Below are 19,855 nucleotides of genomic sequence, written 5' to 3'. Positions count from 1 at the left end.
ATAATAAATACACATAATAAGAGGAGCGTATTCCATGAAATTTCTAACATTCTATTATCAGGACCATACGTATTACGGCGTTAAAGTAAAGCGTGAAGAGAGTGCGTGGATCCTGCCAAGATTGTTTGAGGCATTCGGCTCGGAAGAAGCATATCCAAAAACACTTCTGGAAGGCATCTCAAAATATCATACACTCGACTTCCAGGAATTAGTCCGCAAACTTGTGGAAAAAGCGGAAGCTTCCGAAAATCCGGACCAATATAAAGCGCCTTTCGATGAAATTACATTCAAAGCGCCTGTAACCCCTCCGAATAATGTGATTGCTTTCGGACGAAACTACAAGTCGCATGCAGAGGAAATGAACAATGAGGTACAAAGCCTCTATGTCTTCACCAAAGCGGCGACGAGTCTTGTGGGAGATGGGGAAACGATACCGAACCATCAGGATATCACCAGCCAACTCGACTATGAGGGGGAACTCGGTGTAGTCATCGGCAAACGTGCCGAGAAGGTTCCAAGTTCAATGGCGCTTGATTATATATATGGCTATACAATCATCAACGATATTACTGCACGCGATCTTCAGAAGGAGCATAAGCAGGCCTTCTTGTCGAAGAGCTTGAAGGGTGGCTGTCCGATGGGGCCTTTCATCGTAACTAAAGATGAACTTCCGAACCCGGAAGAGACATCCATCGTGACTAAAGTGAACGATGAAATCCGCCAGGACGGCAGCACGAAGGAGATGGTCCTCAAATTGGACGAACTCATTGCGGAAATTTCCAAATTCGTCGTGCTTGAGCCGGGCGATGTCATCGCAACGGGTACCCCGGGAGGAGTCGGTGCGGGAATGGATCCGCAGAAATTCCTGCAGCCGGGTGACGAGGTGCGCATCGCAATCAATGGCATCGGTACCCTCACTACGCATATTGGGAAGTAATTTCCTCTTAAATATGATAGAATATTGATGATTCATATTTGAAAGGAAGATTTATGTGATACATCTGCACTTAACGGCACTGGTCCTTGCGATCATCCTGTTTTTCATCACTTATAATTCAATCGATTATCCAGATGGCCAATCGAAATACTCGAAGCCGCTGCACATGGTGTTGAGGCTGGTCTATCTGATCATCCTATTCAGTGGACTTATGCTGTTCCTCGATTTCGGCAGTGGCAACCAGATGCTCTACGGCATCAAATTCCTTCTTGGATTGGTTACGATCGGCCTGATGGAAATGGCTATCATCAAGCAGCGTAAAAAAGGCACAGGCCGCAATCTTATGATCGGACTCATCGTATTCCTGATCATCACGATTGCACTCGGCATCTACTTGCCGATGGGTCCTTTGAGCGCAATGTTCCAGTAATGGCAGAGGCACTCCTTTAGGAGTGCCTTTTTTCATGGAAATTTGTGAACGTTTATTGAAATGAACCTTTTTTAAAACGTTATCTAGTATACTGAACCTATAAAAGCAGAAGGTAGGATCGCAATGAAGAAAACTATGATATATATGGCGATGCTGTTGATGGCATTCGGTTTGACCTATGACACAGCATCTGCAGAGACAACCAACACCAGAATCTATACCATCGTTGTCGACCGGTTCATGAGTGGAGATGACGGTAATGATATCAATGTAACTGACGAGAAAGAAACACCATTGCCATTCGGCGGTGATTTCCAAGGTATCGAAAGCAACTTGGACTACATAAAGGATATGGGGTTCAGCGCCTTGATGCTGTCTCCTGTATTCGACCGGGCCGAAGATGATTATCTGGGCTATGCCGTTAGAGAATATGGTGAGATCGAAGAAGCTCTCGGTGGACCGGAAGCGTTTAAAAGTCTGATAGATGCAGCGCATGAGCGGGGTATGGATGTCATCGTCGATATGCCGGCCACTTTGGCTGAAGGTTATACAGCTTTTGATGCGCCCGTATTGAATGATATCCAACAGGATTATTACGGTATGATAGATGCAGAATTCATAGACCTCCAAAACGCCGACAACCAAAAACGATACAAGGAAATGGCCCGTGAATTCACTGAGGATTATAATATCGATGGACTCAGCATGACGGTAATCCAGGATGGCATCGATGCCAAGGAATTTCTGCCTGAAGATGTCACAACCTATGGAATCAGCGGGGACGATGATATCACATTGGAAGGCTTCGACCACGCTGCTTCAAATGATCTGCAGGAAGCCTTATCATATGGCTTCAGTAAGCCTGACCGTGAAATCCCTGCCTACCCGACAGACGGTACATTGCTTCTTGCAGACCATTGGTTCAGTGAGCGGTTCACCCATAATGTAGTGGAGGCAAATATGTTCCCCGGCACGCGCATCAATCAATTGACCACTTACTTGTATGCCTATCAGGGGCCTATCGCGTTTCAGTATGGTACTGAAATCGCATTGAACGGCGATGAAATCCCGATTGTCCACAGACAGATGGATCTATGGACGGACCAGGAACTGGTGGATGAGATTGAAGCGATCAATGAAGTGACGCAAAAACATCCCCAGATCTACCAAGGAGAGACCGAAGTGATCAAAAATGAGGATGGTCACTTCGTGCAGCGCTATTATACATCAGACGTCGATTTTGTATTGAACATAAACAGCACTTCCGCCACAGAAAACGTAAAAGTGCCCTTTGAAGGTGAAGATGAAAGTAAGATGCTGAGCGGTATGCTCATCGGCGACTTGATCCGTGGCAGTGACATGAAGAATGAGGCGTTCCTTGCGGTATTGGACCGTGAAGAGAGCGAGCTCTATGCCATCATTGAAGAAACCGGGATGAACAATGGCTATATATATGCAGGCCTGCTCATCTTCGGAGGCTTCGGCATCTTCGTCTGGCTGGTCGCAAGAAGGCGCCGGCCAAAGGAAAGAAAGTAATCAGCATGGACAATAGATAGAAGATTGATCAATAAAAGACCAGCCGGCTCCATTACGGAGCCCGGCTGGTCTTTGTTTTCAGCGGTATTCATTCATTTTTTCGATGGCTTTATATCCCACCATGTTCAGGACACTTTTAGGACTGGAATAGGGTGGGGAATAGGCGACTTCTATATTGGCGAGATCTGTAGCAGAGCCACCGAGTCTGATATGGGCGGCAAGGATGTCGATGCGTTTGTCGACACCTTCAGTGCCGACGACCGAAGCGCGCAGTATGCGGCCGTCCTTTTTATGGGCGTATATCCTGACTCGTATCGGCTTGCTGTCTGCCATGTATCCTGCTTTGCTTTTTTGTGTATGGTCGACGGTGAAATAAGGGTAGTCTTTCAACTCTTCTTCAGATAGGCCAAGACCTGCAATGTCATAATTGAAGAAGCGCATGATGTTGGTACCGAGGAGGCCTTCAAAGCGTACGGCTTGGTTTCCGCTGATCTGGTTGCTGATGACGAACGCCAGGCGATGGGCCCCCCATGCCAAGGCGACGTTGACGCGCCGATCTTCCACATGCTGATAGAACGTCTCGATTGAATCTCCGAGCGCATAGACACAATCTTTATTCGTCCGGCCGCGGTCATCGGTGCATATATGGCCGGAATCATTCAATGTGATGCCCGAATCTTCTAAGAATCCGGTTGAAGGGTTAATGCCGATGCCAGCGATGATCATAGGAGCAGAAATCTCCTCGCCGGTCGACAGTGCAGCAGTGCCACCTTCTACTTTTTCGATTTCCGCTTCGAGCTTCACTTCCACGCCGTGCCTGTGAAGTTCCTCCAGGAAGAAATCACTCATGTCGCTCTCAAGGGGTTTGTATATATTCTTGCTGCGGTGCACGAGCGTAACATGAATGCCGCGTTGAACGAGGTTTTCGACCATTTCAAGGCTGATGTAACCGGCACCCACGACGACGACATGATCAATGTCATGTTCTTCGATATACGATTTTATGGCGTCCATATGATGAAGGGCGTGGAGGACAAATGCCTGAGGGACATTCTCAAGAGCAGGGATGATCCGGGGACTGGCCCCAGGTGATAGCACCAAGTGGTCATACGGTGCTTTAAAGACATTGCCGTCCTCAAGGTTTTTGACATCCACTGTCTTGGCATCCGAATCGACGCCAACCACTTCATGCCGTGTTTTGACGATGACATCGCGCTCCTTGAAGGATTCGGGAGTAGCGGCGATGAGTTGATCACGCCTTTCTACTTCCCCTCCTACATGATAGGGCATCCCACAGTTTCCATAACTGATATGCGGGCCTTTTTCATAGATGGTAATATCGATTTCCGGATCGAGCCTACGGAGTTGGGCGGCAGTTGTAGCGCCCCCGGCAACTCCCCCGACGATTATGACTTGTGCCATTTTTACACTCCTTCATTGAAATAGAACATTGCCACAGTACCGTTCCCGGTATGGCTGCTTATGGTAGGTCCGATGGTTGAAATTTTCACATCGGAAACATTTGTATCTTCGAGTATCTTCTTTTTCAGCTGTTCTGCCTGGGATTCCGCATTTGAATGGGTCAGATGCACTTCATGTGTGACGTTGTCGGCAAGGAGGTGCTTGGTCATGCTTGAAAACACCTTTTTTATGCCGCGGTGCTTTTCAAGGGGCACAAGTTTCCCATCTTCGACATGAAGAAGTGGTTTGATGTTGAGCAATCCTCCAAGGAATGCCTGGCCTTTTGACAGACGACCTCCCTTGGCAAGATAATCAAGGTCGTTGACTGTGAAGAAATGGCGGATGTTCTTCACATCTTGTTCTATCTGTGCCATCATAACGTCTTTTTCCATATCTTCCTTCAAATATCCATGGGCGCGCTCTATTATCATGCCGAGGCCATAACTCGCAGACTTAGTGTCGATGATTGTGATGTCCGCTTCCGGAAGCTCATCGATAATTGTATCACGGGCTATCAGGGCACTCTGATAAGTGCCTGACAGCTCGCTTGAAAATGCGATATATAGGATGGGTTCTCCTTTTTTTGTATATTTACGGAATATATTGGTGAAATCTTCTGGGTTTGCCTGACTCGTCAATGGACGCTTGCCTTCTGTGATGGCTTCCAGCACTTCCGAGCTCGAAATCTCATACTGATCATGGTAATCGTTGTCGCCAATGGTGATGCGCAACGGAATCATTTCGATGTCCATCTCCTTAAGCTGCTGCAGGGGGATATCTGAACAGCTGTCCACTAGCAATTTCATATTAACCGCTCCTTCCTTTTATAGACGTAATTTGAAAAAATCATTCAGAAATTGTCCGATGCCGTCATTGTTGTTTGTGTCTGCCGCATAATCAGCTGCATCCTGTATTTCTTTTATGGCGTTGCCCATAGCCACGCCATGTTCGGCATATTTGATCATTTCGGTATCATTGTCCTCATCGCCGAATGCAATGATGTTTTTCTGGTCGATGCCCATGTAGCCACGAACATAATTGACGCCGACTGCTTTGTTGATGCCTTTTTTGACGATTTCTATTACAGGGTAGGGTGCACCCCAGCGCCGATGTTCGATGGTATCCGCAAAAAGGTCATCAAGTGCTTGTCTGATGTTCGGCACTTCAGGCTCTTCTGCCTGAATCAGTATTGTGGTCGGCCCCGATTCGATGGTCTGAGTAAGGTCACCAATCCTTATCTCCGGGTTGCCCATGCTGAAGGCTTCAAAGAGTACTTCATCATGATAGTGGAGATAGACGTTGTCCTTGACTTCAGCAATGATGTTCTGGATGTTGAGGTCAGGCACCCGGCGCACTATCTCCTGGGCGACTTCGAGATCGAGTTCCTCGTGGACCGTCCGGAAATAGAGGTCGCTTGGATGATGGACGAACGCTCCGTTGAAGTTGACAATAGGAGTGGTCATATCCAGTTCCCTGTAGTAGGGTTCGCTCGCCCTGTAGGGACGGCCGGTCGATATCATCAGTTCATGCCCCTTCTTCTTAAGTTCGAGCAGGACCTTTTTGGTAAATGGGCTGATCTCTTTTTCGTCCGTCAGCAATGTGCCATCAAGGTCGAGACATATAAGATGTTTTTCCATTATGCAAAATCTCCTTGTTAATATTCATAAAACTATCATATCATTTATGTTTATCTAGTGCGGTTTTTTTGATATATTAATAGTATATACTCTGGAAGGAGTGAGATAAATGGATAAAATGATGGAAGAAAGCATGATGGGCGCACTCGAGAACGTGATCGACCCTGAACTTGGCATCGATATAGTCAACCTTGGCTTGGTCTACGGCGTACATCTCGATGAAGATGGCAATGCTGGTGTCGAGATGACATTGACTTCAATGGGCTGTCCGATGGGGCCGCAGATTGTCGATTCAGTCAAACAGGCACTTTCGGAATTGCCGGAAGTGGAAGAGACTGAAGTCAACATCGTCTGGAACCCACCATGGGATAAAGATAAAATGAGCCGTTACGCGAAAATCGCGCTCGGTGTCAGCTAAAGGCATGAAAAAAGCACTCGTCAGAGTGCTTTTTTTTATGCAACGAGATGGTAGATGATGGCGAACGCACCGATTGCGAAACAATAGTAGCTGAAAAGTGCGAGATTGCCTTTTTCCATGATGTTCTGCAACCATTTCAATGCAATATAAGTCGCTATCATACTGGAGATGAAAGCCAGCAGGTAAGGGATCCATAACGCAGACAGATTCGGATCGTTGACGAGGTCGTCGACCGAGATCAGTGCTGTTCCGAGGGAGACGGGGATATAGAGCAGGAAGACAAAACGCAGAGCATTCTTCTGGTTCATGCCGACCGCCATGGCACCGACGAGTGTTGCGCCGCTGCGGCTGATGCCGGGCATGAGTGCCACACACTGCGCCGCCCCGACGATGATGGCGTCCCGGAAGCGGATATCCCCGTCCTTCTTCTGACCACGCTTATTTTTGATGAACCAGAGGGCAAGGCCTGTGACAAGCAGCATGAAGCCGACTGTCAGCATGGAGACGTTATCTCCGATGATATCCTTCAGGAGAATACCCAGAATGCCGACCGGGATGGTGGCGATGATGAGGTAGAGGACATAGCGGAAATCCTCTGCCGCCTCTTCATCACGTGCCCCTTTAAAAATGAAGCGCGACAAGTTGACGATGATTTCAGTGATGTCCGCCCTGTATATGTAGAGGACTGCGATAAGGGATGCTGTATTAAGCAATATTTCAAAGGAAAGTCCTTTGGCTTCGACTCCGAGCAATTCACGTGCAATGACAAGATGGCCACTCGATGAAACGGGTATCGGCTCGGTGAAACCCTGAAGCAGGCCAAGAAAGATATAGCGTATAAGTTCAATGATATCCAAAACTGTCCCTCCTAAAATTCCTATACTATAATATAGAATAAATTCGCTCTAAAAGCCATCAATTGCTTGAAAAATGAATGCATAGGTGTATAATATAGTTAAGGTCAAAAAAGGTCAAACACTACTTAAGAACACTGCCACGGCAGATTTTAAAAAGAGGTGAAACATATGGATATCAACAGAATGACTTATACCGTGCAATCGGTTATAGAACAGGCGCAATCCATTTCGGTTGATCTGAAGCTGCAGTCGATTGAATCGGAAGCATTGATGAAGGCTATGCTGACAGTGGATGAAAGCATGGCCAAGGATGTATTGGAGAGGGCGTCCATCAATACCGGTGAAATCATTGCACAGTATGATGAAAAATTGAAGAAGTACAATGTCGTCAAAGGCGACAATGTGCAGTACGGACAATATATGTCGAGCGGCTTTTCCCAGGTGATGGACCGCGCCGAAAAAATCATGACGGAAATGAAGGATGAGTACGTCTCCATCGAACATGTCCTGCTCGCAGGCATGGAAAAGGAACAGATATTGAAGGAAGCAGTCGGCAATAAGGTGGAAGTGATCAAAGAAATCATCAATAAAGCAAGAGGGGGAAACCATGTGACCACACAAAACCCGGAAGTGCAGTACGAAGCGCTTGAAAAATACGGTCGTGACCTCGTCGAAGAAGTCAGGAACGGGAATGTAGACCCCGTAATCGGCCGGGATGAGGAAATCCGCAACTCCATACGCATACTGAGCCGCAAGCGCAAAAATAACCCGGTGCTCATCGGAGAGCCGGGAGTCGGTAAAACAGCCATCGTCGAAGGCCTGGCCCAGCGCATCGTACGCAAGGATGTGCCGGACAGCCTGCTCGACAAGACAATCTTCGAACTCGATTTATCAGCATTGGTGGCAGGCGCAAAATACCGCGGTGAATTTGAAGAGCGCCTTAAAGCAGTCCTGAAAGAAGTGAAGGAGTCAGAAGGGCGCATCATCCTGTTCATAGACGAGATCCATATGCTCGTCGGTGCAGGTAAGACCGAAGGGGCGATGGACGCCGGCAATATGCTAAAACCCATGCTTGCACGCGGCGAACTGCACTGCATCGGTGCGACCACACTGAATGAATACCGTGAGTACATCGAGAAAGACTCGGCCCTGGAACGCCGCTTCCAAAAGGTACAGGTGCCGGAACCTGATGTGGAGGATACCATTTCCATACTGCGTGGCCTTAAGGAACGCTACGAAGTGCATCATGGCGTCAGAATCACGGACCGCGCCCTGGTAGCTGCAGCAGAACTATCCGATCGCTATATTACAGACCGCTTCCTGCCGGACAAGGCGATCGACCTGATGGATCAGGCAAGCGCCACAATCAGAACTGAAATGGGTTCCAATCCGACGGAACTCGATCAGATAAACCGTCGTGTAATGCAGCTTGAAATTGAGGAACAGGCACTTAAATCGGAAGATGATGCGGTTTCCAAAAACCGTCTGATAGAACTTCAGAAGGAGCTGTCGGAAGTGCGCGAGGAGCAGCAGACATTGGCTCAGCGCGTCCAACGTGAAAAGGACCAGATTCAAAAAGTGAACGACAAGCGTGAAGAAGTCGACAGGGTCCGCCAGGAACTGGAAGAAGCGGAAAATAACTATGAGCTTGAAAAAGCTGCAGAACTGCGCCATGGGAGATTGCCGCAACTCGAGAAGGAGCTGGATGCACTGGCAGAAGCGTTGCAGGAAGAAAGTGCCGGTGAGAACCGCATCATCCGCGAAGTCGTCACAGAAGATGAGATAGGATATATCGTCAGCCAATGGACGGGTATTCCAGTATCGAAGCTTGTCGAAACCGAAAAGGACAAGCTACTGAAACTTGCAGATATCCTGCATGAACGGGTTGTCGGCCAGGATGAAGCGGTCGATCTCGTATCCGATGCAGTCATCCGTGCCCGGGCAGGCATTAAAGACCCGAACCGCCCAATCGGCAGCTTCCTCTTCCTCGGACCGACAGGTGTGGGTAAGACCGAGCTTGCAAAAACCCTTGCGGCAACGATGTTCGATTCAGAGAAGCACATGATACGGATCGATATGAGTGAATATATGGAAAAACACGCCGTCTCCAGATTAATTGGTGCCCCGCCTGGATATATCGGACATGAAGAAGGTGGACAATTGACCGAAGCAATAAGGCGTCAACCGTATTCCGTAATATTGCTCGATGAAGTCGAGAAAGCGCACAGTGATGTATTCAATATTCTGCTCCAGCTGCTTGATGAAGGCCGACTCACAGATTCCAAGGGCCGTTCTGTTGATTTCAGGAATACAATCATCATCATGACTTCAAATATCGGCTCGAACCATCTGCTCGATACAGTGGTTGAAGAAGGTGAGATTTCAGAGGATACTAAACAGATTGTCATGCGTGAAGTGCATCAATACTTCAAACCTGAAATAATCAACCGGATGGATGATATAGTCATCTTTACACCACTGTCCCGAGAAGATATGAAACTGATCACGCAGAAATTGCTTGAAGATCTGAACCGGCGTCTTGATGATCAGCATATGACCATCGAAGTCACCGAAGCGGTCAAAGATTGGATCTCAGAGGAAGCCTACGAACCGCAATTCGGTGCAAGGCCACTTAAACGGTTTATCCAGAGGCACATAGAGACACCACTCGCAAGAAAACTCATTGCAGCCGACTTAAGTGAAGGACTCCATGTCAAGATCGATTACGATGATGACGGATTAAAATTTGATATGTAATTGAACGCACTCCCCGAGGGGGTGCTTTTTTTATGGAACAATTTCAATGACAAAGGTCCAGCTTGAAAAGCTAGTAGTGATAGACGTTGCAGGGGACAATCGATACTTAAGGAGCACTTATTGAATTTGACAGGAAAACTCAGTTCTGTATACTAAAAATGTACAACTTACATGGCAGAATAATCCAAATAATTATTAGGAGGAAATTCATTGAAAAAAATTCCACTATTACTCGCACTTGGATTTATATTTATATTGGGCGCATGCGGCAACGGCGATTCAGAAGAATCCGATTCTGGTTCAAGTAAATTGGATGAACTGAAAGAGAGTGGTACTGTAAATATCGGGTTTGCAAATGAACCCCCGTATGCTTATGAAAATTCAGAGAGCGGAGAGCTTGAAGGCGCAGCCATAGAAATCGCCAAGGCTGTATTCTCTGAAATGGGCATCGACAATGTCGAAGGTCATCTAACTGACTGGGGCGAGTTGATACCGGGTGTGCAGGCCGGCCAGTATGATGTTATTACTGCTGGTATGGCGATATTGCCGGACAGATGTGAGAATGCTCTGTTTGCAGAACCTGAAATGCAATACGGAGAGGGTCTGGTCGTAGCGGCGGGCAACCCGAAAAATATTAAAAGCTATGCTGATATAGCAGATAATCCAGATGTGAAGGTTGCTTTGATGGAGGGCACTACGCAGTTTGATTTCCTTGATCAAGAGGGTGTAGATCCAAGCCAGATCATGTCGGTTGGCGACATTCCAGGGCAACTCTCCGCTGTACAATCAGGCAATGCCGATGTTACTGCAGCGACTGAAGCAACTCTAAGAGCAGCCTATGAATCATTGGATAGCGAGGACGTAGAGATCGTCGATGATTTCGAACAGCCAGATATCAAAGGCATTCCAAGTTTCGGTGCTGCGGCGTTCAACCTCGATGATGCAGAGCTGCGTGATGCTTACAATGAAGCACTGGAGACACTTAAAGAAGATGGCACGATTGATCAGATCCTTGATGATGCCGAAGGTTTTGAAGCAGAAAGCAATAGGGTTGAAGTCGGTGGAATGACGACCGAGGAACTCTGTGAAGCTGAATAATCTTTTCAGGCCCAGTGGGGATACCCCTCTGGGCCTTTATTTTAATAGAGGAGTGGGGAAATATGTTTGAAAACTGGGTGAATATACTGACCTACCTATCTCAGGGGGCATGGACGACAATCAGCATATTTCTAGTCGCAGCCTTATTTTCTTTTATAATGGCCTTCATCGCTGGGCTTTCACGTCTATCGACGAATCTGCTGCTCAGAGGGTTTACGGCTTTCTATGTGGAAATATTTAGAGGTACATCGCTGATTGTGCAGTTATTCTGGTTATATTATGCTGTTCCGATGCTCTTTAATATCGATCTTGGCAGCAATTGGTGGGTCGGTGTCATTGCCATTGGATTGAACTATGGCGCATATATGTCTGAGGTGGTGCGAAGCTCGATCCTCTCCATTAATAAGGGTCAGACAGAAGCATCGATCGCATTAAACCTTTCGAGATTCCAAAGAATGAGACAAGTCATCCTGCCTCAGGCTCTAAGGTTGATGCTGCCTGAGTTTGGAAACTACTCGATTCAGATACTTAAAGGGACAGCACTTGTTTCATTGATTGGTTTGAGTGACATCCTCTACTACGGGGATATCTATAGGTCTTCCAACCTCTCAGAAGGCCCAATTGCCTATTTCATGGTGCTTGTCATGTATTTCATCATTGCACTGCCATTGATCTGGCTATCTAAAAAAGGTGAGAAAATCGCCAGGAAAGGGGTGGCGAGCTGATGAATTCACAATATTGGAGCTGGGAAACATTTCTGGAAGCATTTCCGATTATTCTGGAAGGACTTAAAATAACTCTTGGCCTGACTGTTGTAAGTTATCTATTGGCAATGCTTGCCGGTTTTATCTGGCTTGTGCTGGAGTCTACACCGTGGCGGCCATTCAACCTCATCATCTACTGGATCAGGGAATTCATAAGGTCCACACCTCCCATAGTCCAGATATTCTTTCTGTATTTTGCATGGCCGATGGTGCCTTATGTAGGCATGTCATTCACACCATTTGTAGCTGCCATGTTGGCTTTGGGAATCCATTTCTCAACATACATCAGTGAAGTCTACCGTTCAGGCATCGACAGCGTGGAAAAAGGTCAGCGTGAAGCTTCAACCGCACTTAACCTTTCAACGAAAGACAGATGGTTGAATGTCATCCTGCCCCAGGCATTACCACCGACGATACCGATGCTCGGCAACTACTTGATCATACTGTTTAAGGAAGTGCCGCTTGCTGCAACGATAGGGGTAGTCGGTATACTCAGCATCGCAAGAAGCTACGGCGCACAGACTTGGTCTTACATTGAACCACTGACCATCGTGGCACTTCTGTTCCTGCTGCTCAGCTATCCATCAGCATTGCTGATCAACAAACTTGAGGGCAAGATGAACAGACGATTTGATAAGAAGCAGAAGAAAGTGGGAGTGAGTGAGTAATGGAACCAATTGTAAAGTACGATGATGTCCATAAATCATTTGGAGATACACATGTTTTAAAGGGTATCAACCTGGATATTTATCCTTCTGAAAAAATTGCGATAATCGGACCAAGCGGTTCCGGGAAAACGACGATCATAAGATTGCTGATGACTCTGGAAGAGCCGACGGACGGAGATATCATCGTAGCAGGTGAAAACCTTTGGAAGATGGAAGTCGGCGGAAAAAAGAAGAGAGCCAATGAAAAACATCTGCGTTCAGTCAGGAAAGACATCGGCATGGTGTTTCAGCATTTTAATCTTTTCCCCCATAAGACAATCCTGGACAATTGTGTAATGCCTCTTGTAAAAGTGAAGAAATATAAGAAGAAGGAAGCGGAGGAAGAGGCCAGGAAGATGCTTGACCGTGTGGGGCTTGGAGATAAATACGATGCTTACCCGGCGAACTTGTCAGGCGGACAGAAGCAGCGTGTCGCCATGGCACGGGCACTGGTGATGAAGCCGAAAATCATGTTGTTTGATGAAGTGACATCAGCCTTGGACCCGGAACTTGTCGGAGAAGTGCTCGGAGTGATCAGGGATTTGGCCGAGCATGATGAGATGGCCATGGTGCTCGTCACACATGAAATGGATTTTGCGCTCGAGATCGCAGATCGTGTGCTCTTTTTGGATGACGGCGTCATCGCAGAATCAGGCACGGCAGAAGAAGTCATCAACCAATCTGAGAATCCAAGATTGCAGGACTTCCTAAAACGCTTCAGGAAATCATCAAGTTAAGTAGAATTGAAGCATCAGACATAAATAGGGCCCGCCTTTTGAAGGCGGGCCCTATTTATGTTATGCCATTCCTACTGAGGTCTCGCCCCTTACTTCGCGGCAAGCCTGTTCCAGATCTTCAGCATATTTTTTCTTTCTGTCTTCATCATAATCCAATATATCAGCCATCAGTTCGATGACACCATCTTTATATTTATCGACTTGTGCAATCTCGAAGTACAAGTCGCCGGTACGTCTGACAAAATAGTCGAGAGGGGTGTTTGCCATCTCATGCTGTATGCTGTAGATGACTTGTGCGTGCACATCTTTTGGCAGATTATAGTGATCGGACGCTTCACCAAGTCCACCGGCAATTTCAAAGAGGTGCTCTGTATTGCTGCCGTAATGGTTTGCGAGACGCTGTCCATTCGTTATGGAGAGGCCATACGATGGGGCACGTTCTGCAATTCGAGCGACGTAATCATCGAAACCTTCACTGCCACCGACATCTCCTCCTGACATTGGCTGATTTTTTGTATCGGCCTTGTTGAACTTCAGCCCATATTCCTTCGATAGGCGCTTAGCGACAAGGTCGACTATTTCCTCAGCCATATGCCTGTATCCAGTGAGTTTTCCACCTGCGATTGTAATCAGATCGCTCTCTGCTTCCCATATTTCATCTTTACGAGAAATTTCTGAAGGGTCTTTTCCTTCTTCAAGGATGAGCGGGCGGATGCCGGCCCAAGTGGATTCGATGTTCGATTCATCGAGGTCAAGCCCCGGGAACATATAGTTTGCAGCATCCAGAACATATTTCCGGTCATCTTCATCTGCAACTGGATTTTGCTTATCCCCTTCATAATGGGTATCGGTCGTGCCGACGTAGGTCTTACCGTCGCGCGGAATTGCGAATATCATACGGCCATCAGATTTTGCATCGAAATAGACTGCCTGGCGGAGCGGGAAATCTTCCTGACTGAAGACCAGGTGGACACCTTTTGAAAGATAGAGTTGCTTTTTGCCCTTTTCTGAAACAGTGTCCATCGATCTGACTTCATCAACCCAAGGCCCGCCGGCGTTGATCACACGGCGGCCGAGAATCTGGTAGGTGCCTCCGCCGATGTTATCTTCGGCATGGATGCCGACTACTTTACCATTATCGTAGACGAAGCCTGCGGCTTTCACATGGTTGATTGGATCAGCGCCGAATTCCGCTGCCTTTTTCATGACCTCAAGTGTCATGCGTGCATCATCGGTCTTATATTCGACGTAATACCCACCACCGAGCAGACCTTCCTGTCTGACGAGGGGCTCTTTTTCCAGAACTTTGTCGACGCTGAGCATCTTACGCTGTTCGTTCTTTTTGACTTCTGCCAGCATATCGTAGACACGGAGACCGATGCTTGTAGTCGTTTTGCCGAAAGTACCCCCTTTATGGAAAGGGAGCAGCATCCATTCCGGTGTAGTAACATGCGGTCCATTCTCATAGACGATCGCACGCTCAAGCCCCGTTTCACGTACGATGCCGACCTGGAACTGTTTCAAGTAGCGCAAACCACCATGCACAAGTTTCGTGCTGCGGCTGCTTGTGCCTTCTGCAAAGTCCTGCATCTCGACAAGTGCGACTTTCATGCCGCGTTTGGCAGCATCCAGGGCGATGCCTGCCCCTGTGATGCCACCGCCGATTACCACGATATCATAATCGACTTTTTCCATATGCTGAAGCTGATCTTTACGCGTTAAAGTATTAAACATTGATTTACCTCCTATATTGATTGAAGTAAAGACTGGTGACTGTTCTATTCTGTGTCGTCTTCTGCTGTACCTTGTTTAGGTTTGAATGCCTGGGTGGCAGCGACAGCATGCTGCCAGCCATCATACAGTGATTCACGTTCTTCCTGTTCCATATTAGCCTCGAATACGCTGTCAGTATCAGAAACAGATTTGATCTCATCGGTGGAATCCCAGAAACCTACTGCTAGGCCGGCAAGATATGCAGAACCGAGGGCAGTGGTCTCGAGCACTTCCGGACGTTCTACCGGGGTGCCGAGAATATCAGATTGGAACTGCATGAGGAAATCATTTGCTGCCGCGCCACCATCGACGCGCAATGTTTCAAGATCAATGCCCGAGTCTTTCTGCATTGCGTCCAGGACATCCTTCGTCTGGTAGGCGAGGGATTCGAGTGTGGCGCGAACAAGATGCTCTTTTTCTGTGCCACGGCTTAGCCCGAATACAGCACCCCGTGCTTCTGAGTCCCAATACGGTGCCCCGAGACCTGTGAAGGCCGGAACGAGATATACACCACCATTGGACTCAACTGCATTTGCATAGGATTCGGACTGTTTGGAGTCACTGAACATGCGTAGTCCGTCCCTTAGCCATTGGATGGCCGAACCTGCAACAAATATGGAACCTTCCAATGCGTATTTGACTTCTCCGTTATATCCATATGCAATGGTGGTCAATAATCCGTTGTCGCTCTGTATCGCTTCGGTTCCAGTATTCATAAGCAGGAAACACCCTGTGCCATATGTGTTTTTGGCATCTCCCTTATTGAAGCATGTCTGACCGAACAACGCTGCCTGCTGGTCACCTGCGACTCCGGCAATCGGTACATTCTGACCAAAGAAATGGTTTTTGGTGGTCTTGCCATATACTTCACTGGAAGACTTCACTTCCGGCAGCATGCTTTCAGGTACTTCGATTATATCAAGCAGTTCCTTATCCCATTCAAGCTCATGTATATTGTAGAGCAGCGTACGGCTGGCGTTCGTATAATCAGTTACATGCGTCTCGCCTTCTGTAAAACGCCAGATGAGCCATGTATCAATCGTGCCGAAGAGCAGTTCGCCATTTTCAGCCTTTTCACGGGCACCATCGACATTATCTAATATCCATTTTATTTTGGTTCCTGAGAAGTAGGGATCGAGCAGCAATCCGGTTTTACGGTTGAACAGCTCTTCATGTCCCTGTCCCTTCAATTCATCGCATATTTCAGCGGTCTGGCGAGATTGCCAGACAATCGCATTGTAGATGGGGCGTCCCGTATTCTTATCCCATACGACTGTAGTCTCACGCTGGTTGGTGATGCCTATTGCTTCGATTTGTTCTGCTTTAATGTCGTTTTCTGATAGAACACCTGCTACAACCGAGAGTACGGAACTCCATATTTCATTGGCATTGTGCTCCACCCAACCGGATTGCGGAAAATATTGATTGAATTCCTTTTGACTTGTAGCGACGACTTCACCTTCCTTATTAAAAAGGATGGCTCGCGAGCTTGTTGTCCCCTGATCGAGTGACATAATATACTTTTCCATTATAAAACCCCTTTATATGAGTATATATTGCGTATTACTACATCATCTTAGCTGCATCATCCTTAAGGATGCTCTTATTAAGAAATACCCCTGAAACGAGAACCAAAACAACGGCGATAATAGCTAAGAAAAGAAAAATATCGGATTTTCCTAGGAAAACACTGTTATAGACCGCAGCTCCAAGTGCACCGCCAGCCAAAGGTCCAACAACTGGTACGGCTGCATAGCGGAAATTGGAATCACGTTTGCCGGGTATCGGCAAAATTAAATGGGCGAGACGCGGGCCAAGGTCACGTGCCGGGTTGATTGCGTAGCCCGTTGTGCCACCGAGACTCAGCCCGATTGCGGTGATCAGGAAACCGACGATCAGTGGATTAAGCCCTTCTGTAAAGTCATTAGCCCCAATGAAGAGCAGTCCCATGACCAGTATGAAAGTGCCGATGATTTCACTCGCAAAGTTTGCGACATAATTCGGTAGAGCCGGGGATGTAGAGAATACATCCAATTTCGTCATGGCATCTTCTTCTGCTTTGAAGTGCGGCATGAAATGCAGCCAAACGATGATGCCTCCGAGTAGGCCACCGAGTACTTGGGCGATCATATAAGGGATGACTTGGGCCCATGGGAATGCGCCGGCGACGGCGAAGCCAAGGGTTACTGCAGGGTTGATGTGACCTCCTGAGAACTGTCCGATGGCATAGACGGCGAATGTTACGGCAAATCCCCATCCGAATGCTATAACTGCCCAATCGGCGCCATTTGATTTAGTCCCCTTCAGAGTGACGTTGGCGACAACACCTCCCCCAAAAATGATCAATATGGCTGTACCTACAAATTCTGCAACGAGTTCATTCATTGCTTCCACTCCTTCGTTTGTCGAATTCATTAATAGAACATAAAAAAACCCACACTGGTAGCTATGTCAAAAGCTACAGATGTGGGCTCTTTTTCTCCGTGTCATATTAACTTACTTCTAAAATTACCCTAATGAGCCGGAAGTGTCAACTTATTTGTTGGAGACGTATTCATATATTATCGAACCACAGGGAAGTTTTGCTTGTCGTGACATAGCTGGCACCTGCCATAATGGCATCATCCACTTCGGATTGCGTTTCAATCAGTCCGCCGGCGATGACATCGGCCGCAACCTCCTGCTTGAAGAGGTGGATGACTTTTGGCACGACCCCGGGCAGCACCTCTATCAGATGGGGGTGACATTGATCGATGAGTTCGATGCTTTTTTCTATGGCCGAAGAATCGATGGCAAAGACACGCAGGATGGTCTTCATGCCTAGCTGCCGTGCTTTTTTGACGATCCTCCCCCGTGTGGTCACGATGCCGGTCGGCTTATATTTCTGATGGATGTATTCAAGGGAAGCGGTGTCGACGGCCAAACCTTTTATAAGATCCAGATGAAGATAGACCTCGAATCCATGACTTTTGATGGTGCGGATATGACTGTCGAGATGGCCGATATGGATATCCAATACGACGCATGATCTATAGGGACTTCCAATCAGTTTTTCAAAATCTTTTAAGGAGCGGATTGCTGGAAGAATCTTCATATTTTCCCCCTTCAATAAAAAATTGGTATTGCGTTAATGATAAAGTATTGGTCCACTATTGTATAGTAGGCACTAAAACGGGGTATAGACAGTCAAAGTATGACGTAAAGACATTTCAGGCAACTGCCAGGAGGGCTGATAAATGATTGATACACGTGATAATGCGATGCTAAAGGAAATGCTTGGGATAAAACATGCGATAATCCAAGCCCCGATGGCCGGAGGCATCACAACAGCGGAGCTGGTGGCCGGGGTGTCTGATGCAGGCGGACTCGGCATGATTGGCGGCGGTAGCCTCGAAGCACCGGCACTTAGCAAGCTGATCCGGCAAGTTAAAAAGAAGACTACGCATTCGTTTGGAGTGAACCTTTTTGTTCCATGGGACTTCCAAGTGACGACCGCAGATATGGCGCGCGCTTTTGACACGCTGAAGCTGGTCTATGATAAATTGGGGATTGAACAAGAGCCAGTCACCCCGGCGACACCTGAGTCGGTTGAGTTACGCTTCGAGCAGCAGATTGATGCTGTAATTGAAGACCGGGTTCCGGTCTGCTCATTTATATTCGGGATTCCGGATAATCGTCATATCGAACGGTTGAAGGAAGCAGGCATTGTTGTACTCGCTACTGCCACCACCGTCAGTGAAGCAGAGGAAATCGAACGTGCAGGATTTGATGCGGTTGTCATGCAAGGCGCTGAAGCGGGCGGGCACCGTGGATCTTTCCTGAAGGGTGTTGAAGACAGCTTGAATGGTCTGATGACCTTAATCCCGGAAACACAAGATCACACCAATATCCCACTTATTGCGGCAGGAGGTATCATGGATGGCCGGGGGATAGCGGCTGCACGTATTCTTGGAGCTTCAGGTGTCCAACTTGGTACGGCATTTCTCTCTGCAGAAGAAAGCGGGGCACATAAAGTGCATAAGCAGGCGCTCTCAAAAGACCGCGATACACCGTCAGTTTTGACGCGTCTGTTCACAGGACGTGCGGCGCGGGCAGTCAAGAACCGGTTTATACAGGAAATGACCGAACATGATGAGCACGTGGTCGAGTATCCTGTGCATAGAAAATTGACCCAGCCCATCCAAGACGCTTCAAAGACAGCGGGCTCTACCGAGTATGCGATGCTGCTTGCCGGTCAGGGTAAGAATATGGCGCGCCAGTTGCCGGTAAAGTCATTGGTCGCAAAATTGGTTGAGGAGACGGAAGCATTCAGTCTCAGAATTTGAATGGAAGCATAAAAAACGACCTGCCGTATATGGCAGGTCGTTTTTTATGGTGATTAATGGTTATGCTGTACTTCGTCGGTATCTTCAGGTTTGAGCATGAAATCCAGAACAAAGATTGTCAGCGTGACGATCACTGCAAGCAGTAAACCGCTCCAGACATTCAGTGGGCCACCGCCGCCAAGGCTGTTGATTACGAAGTTAACCATCTGGGTTAACATTAGAGCCCAGATAAAACTGATAAGATACTTCATGGTCCTGCCTCCACTACAAATTTATATATTTTAATGATACCTTAAATGGAATTACATGTATAGTGGCAATCTATCGAAAATATTCCTTTGAATTTTATTTTCATAAAATATTAAATCTATAGACAGAAATACACTTTATTGAAAGCGATTTCATAATTTGCTGGTTT

19 protein-coding genes are annotated in these 19,855 nt (G+C 47.3%); 10 read left to right on the top strand and 9 right to left on the bottom strand.

Features of this window, described 5'->3' with window-relative positions:
- Positions 1 to 34 precede the first annotated feature (34 nt).
- From ABD734_RS10815 to ABD734_RS10805, 3 genes are all read left to right on the top strand, one after another.
- Complete coding sequence (locus ABD734_RS10815) at positions 35 to 937, top strand: fumarylacetoacetate hydrolase family protein (protein ID WP_344704202.1); 903 nt, start codon at positions 35 to 37, stop codon at positions 935 to 937.
- A 55-nt stretch (positions 938 to 992) separates the two neighbouring features.
- On the top strand, positions 993 to 1,367 hold the full coding sequence (locus ABD734_RS10810; RefSeq protein ID WP_344704200.1) for a YisL family protein: 375 nt from the start codon (positions 993 to 995) through the stop codon (positions 1,365 to 1,367).
- Between the two features lie 123 nt (positions 1,368 to 1,490).
- On the top strand, positions 1,491 to 2,903 hold the full coding sequence (locus ABD734_RS10805) for an alpha-amylase family glycosyl hydrolase (protein WP_344704198.1): 1,413 nt from the start codon (positions 1,491 to 1,493) through the stop codon (positions 2,901 to 2,903).
- A 78-nt stretch (positions 2,904 to 2,981) separates the two neighbouring features.
- Here the strand turns inward: ABD734_RS10805 and ABD734_RS10800 are convergent, their stop codons facing one another.
- Genes ABD734_RS10800 through ABD734_RS10790 form a run of 3 tightly spaced genes read right to left on the bottom strand, consistent with a single transcriptional unit; the run spans position 2,982 to position 6,001 of the window.
- Complete coding sequence (locus tag ABD734_RS10800) at positions 2,982 to 4,325, bottom strand: CoA-disulfide reductase (RefSeq protein ID WP_344704196.1); 1,344 nt, start codon at positions 4,323 to 4,325, stop codon at positions 2,982 to 2,984.
- 2 nt (positions 4,326 to 4,327) lie between these two features.
- Positions 4,328 to 5,170 carry a DegV family protein gene (locus ABD734_RS10795; RefSeq protein WP_344704194.1) on the bottom strand — a complete coding sequence of 281 codons (843 nt, stop codon included), beginning with the start codon at positions 5,168 to 5,170 and terminating at the stop codon, positions 4,328 to 4,330.
- 18 nt (positions 5,171 to 5,188) lie between these two features.
- A complete protein-coding gene (locus ABD734_RS10790) occupies positions 5,189 to 6,001 on the bottom strand; it encodes a Cof-type HAD-IIB family hydrolase (RefSeq protein ID WP_344704192.1) in 813 nt (270 codons plus the stop codon).
- Positions 6,002 to 6,110: 109 nt separating this feature from the next.
- Here ABD734_RS10790 and ABD734_RS10785 point away from each other — a divergent pair, with 109 nt between their 5' ends.
- Positions 6,111 to 6,419, top strand: a complete 309-nt coding sequence (locus tag ABD734_RS10785) for a metal-sulfur cluster assembly factor (RefSeq protein ID WP_344704190.1) — start codon at positions 6,111 to 6,113, stop codon at positions 6,417 to 6,419.
- 35 nt (positions 6,420 to 6,454) lie between these two features.
- On the opposite strand, the gene ABD734_RS10780 is transcribed toward ABD734_RS10785, so the two are convergent.
- Entirely contained in the window at positions 6,455 to 7,276 is an 822-nt protein-coding gene (locus ABD734_RS10780; RefSeq protein WP_344704189.1) for an undecaprenyl-diphosphate phosphatase, read from the bottom strand.
- A 168-nt stretch (positions 7,277 to 7,444) separates the two neighbouring features.
- Here ABD734_RS10780 and clpB point away from each other — a divergent pair, with 168 nt between their 5' ends.
- The 5 genes from clpB (at position 7,445) to ABD734_RS10755 (ending at position 13,339) form a co-directional block, all read left to right on the top strand.
- Complete coding sequence (clpB, locus tag ABD734_RS10775; RefSeq protein WP_344704187.1) at positions 7,445 to 10,033, top strand: ATP-dependent chaperone ClpB; 2,589 nt, start codon at positions 7,445 to 7,447, stop codon at positions 10,031 to 10,033.
- A gap of 210 nt (positions 10,034 to 10,243) precedes the next feature.
- A complete protein-coding gene (gene ehuB / locus ABD734_RS10770; protein ID WP_344704185.1) occupies positions 10,244 to 11,131 on the top strand; it encodes an ectoine/hydroxyectoine ABC transporter substrate-binding protein EhuB in 888 nt (295 codons plus the stop codon).
- 62 nt (positions 11,132 to 11,193) lie between these two features.
- Positions 11,194 to 11,856 (top strand): ectoine/hydroxyectoine ABC transporter permease subunit EhuC, encoded by a 663-nt coding sequence (gene ehuC / locus ABD734_RS10765; RefSeq protein ID WP_344704183.1) that lies wholly within the window; start codon positions 11,194 to 11,196, stop codon positions 11,854 to 11,856.
- On the top strand, positions 11,856 to 12,563 hold the full coding sequence (locus tag ABD734_RS10760; protein WP_344704181.1) for an amino acid ABC transporter permease: 708 nt from the start codon (positions 11,856 to 11,858) through the stop codon (positions 12,561 to 12,563). The genes ehuC and ABD734_RS10760 overlap by 1 nt, the downstream gene beginning before the upstream one ends.
- Positions 12,563 to 13,339, top strand: a complete 777-nt coding sequence (locus ABD734_RS10755) for an amino acid ABC transporter ATP-binding protein (RefSeq protein ID WP_344704179.1) — start codon at positions 12,563 to 12,565, stop codon at positions 13,337 to 13,339. Before ABD734_RS10760 ends, ABD734_RS10755 begins: the two co-directional genes overlap by 1 nt.
- A gap of 60 nt (positions 13,340 to 13,399) precedes the next feature.
- Here the strand turns inward: ABD734_RS10755 and ABD734_RS10750 are convergent, their stop codons facing one another.
- The 4 genes from ABD734_RS10750 to ABD734_RS10735 all read right to left on the bottom strand — a co-directional run bounded on the left by ABD734_RS10750 (position 13,400) and on the right by ABD734_RS10735 (position 18,206).
- Entirely contained in the window at positions 13,400 to 15,073 is a 1,674-nt protein-coding gene (locus tag ABD734_RS10750) for a glycerol-3-phosphate dehydrogenase/oxidase (protein WP_344704177.1), read from the bottom strand.
- Between the two features lie 44 nt (positions 15,074 to 15,117).
- Positions 15,118 to 16,641 (bottom strand): glycerol kinase GlpK, encoded by a 1,524-nt coding sequence (gene glpK / locus ABD734_RS10745; RefSeq protein ID WP_344704175.1) that lies wholly within the window; start codon positions 16,639 to 16,641, stop codon positions 15,118 to 15,120.
- Positions 16,642 to 16,678: 37 nt separating this feature from the next.
- Complete coding sequence (locus tag ABD734_RS10740; RefSeq protein ID WP_344704173.1) at positions 16,679 to 17,497, bottom strand: MIP/aquaporin family protein; 819 nt, start codon at positions 17,495 to 17,497, stop codon at positions 16,679 to 16,681.
- A 169-nt stretch (positions 17,498 to 17,666) separates the two neighbouring features.
- A complete protein-coding gene (locus ABD734_RS10735) occupies positions 17,667 to 18,206 on the bottom strand; it encodes a glycerol-3-phosphate responsive antiterminator (RefSeq protein ID WP_344704171.1) in 540 nt (179 codons plus the stop codon).
- A gap of 142 nt (positions 18,207 to 18,348) precedes the next feature.
- Between ABD734_RS10735 and ABD734_RS10730 the strand changes: the two genes are divergently transcribed.
- Entirely contained in the window at positions 18,349 to 19,437 is a 1,089-nt protein-coding gene (locus ABD734_RS10730) for an NAD(P)H-dependent flavin oxidoreductase (RefSeq protein ID WP_344704169.1), read from the top strand.
- 53 nt (positions 19,438 to 19,490) lie between these two features.
- Here the strand turns inward: ABD734_RS10730 and ABD734_RS10725 are convergent, their stop codons facing one another.
- Entirely contained in the window at positions 19,491 to 19,688 is a 198-nt protein-coding gene (locus ABD734_RS10725) for a DUF2929 family protein (RefSeq protein WP_344704168.1), read from the bottom strand.
- Positions 19,689 to 19,855: the final 167 nt, after the last annotated feature.

Source organism: Salinicoccus jeotgali (assembly GCF_039538805.1).
In the GTDB taxonomy this organism is placed as follows: domain Bacteria; phylum Bacillota; class Bacilli; order Staphylococcales; family Salinicoccaceae; genus Salinicoccus; species Salinicoccus jeotgali.
The sequence above is the reverse complement of the archived record's forward strand: the minus strand, read 5'-3'. Positions and strand labels throughout refer to the sequence as shown.

What these genes read in the sequence shown, in the direction of transcription:
- ABD734_RS10755 (WP_344704179.1), top strand. Translation starts at nt 12,563, where the DNA reads ATGGAACCAATTGTAAAGTACGATGATGTCCATAAATCATTTGGAGAT.
- ABD734_RS10815 (WP_344704202.1), top strand. Translation starts at nt 35, where the DNA reads ATGAAATTTCTAACATTCTATTATCAGGACCATACGTATTACGGCGTT.
- ABD734_RS10735 (WP_344704171.1), bottom strand. Translation starts at nt 18,206, where the DNA reads ATGAAGATTCTTCCAGCAATCCGCTCCTTAAAAGATTTTGAAAAACTG.
- ABD734_RS10785 (WP_344704190.1), top strand. Translation starts at nt 6,111, where the DNA reads ATGGATAAAATGATGGAAGAAAGCATGATGGGCGCACTCGAGAACGTG.
- ABD734_RS10760 (WP_344704181.1), top strand. Translation starts at nt 11,856, where the DNA reads ATGAATTCACAATATTGGAGCTGGGAAACATTTCTGGAAGCATTTCCG.
- ABD734_RS10805 (WP_344704198.1), top strand. Translation starts at nt 1,491, where the DNA reads ATGAAGAAAACTATGATATATATGGCGATGCTGTTGATGGCATTCGGT.
- ABD734_RS10790 (WP_344704192.1), bottom strand. Translation starts at nt 6,001, where the DNA reads ATGGAAAAACATCTTATATGTCTCGACCTTGATGGCACATTGCTGACG.
- clpB (WP_344704187.1), top strand. Translation starts at nt 7,445, where the DNA reads ATGGATATCAACAGAATGACTTATACCGTGCAATCGGTTATAGAACAG.
- glpK (WP_344704175.1), bottom strand. Translation starts at nt 16,641, where the DNA reads ATGGAAAAGTATATTATGTCACTCGATCAGGGGACAACAAGCTCGCGA.
- ABD734_RS10740 (WP_344704173.1), bottom strand. Translation starts at nt 17,497, where the DNA reads ATGAATGAACTCGTTGCAGAATTTGTAGGTACAGCCATATTGATCATT.
- ehuC (WP_344704183.1), top strand. Translation starts at nt 11,194, where the DNA reads ATGTTTGAAAACTGGGTGAATATACTGACCTACCTATCTCAGGGGGCA.
- ABD734_RS10725 (WP_344704168.1), bottom strand. Translation starts at nt 19,688, where the DNA reads ATGAAGTATCTTATCAGTTTTATCTGGGCTCTAATGTTAACCCAGATG.
- ABD734_RS10795 (WP_344704194.1), bottom strand. Translation starts at nt 5,170, where the DNA reads ATGAAATTGCTAGTGGACAGCTGTTCAGATATCCCCCTGCAGCAGCTT.
- ABD734_RS10800 (WP_344704196.1), bottom strand. Translation starts at nt 4,325, where the DNA reads ATGGCACAAGTCATAATCGTCGGGGGAGTTGCCGGGGGCGCTACAACT.
- ABD734_RS10750 (WP_344704177.1), bottom strand. Translation starts at nt 15,073, where the DNA reads ATGTTTAATACTTTAACGCGTAAAGATCAGCTTCAGCATATGGAAAAA.
- ABD734_RS10730 (WP_344704169.1), top strand. Translation starts at nt 18,349, where the DNA reads ATGATTGATACACGTGATAATGCGATGCTAAAGGAAATGCTTGGGATA.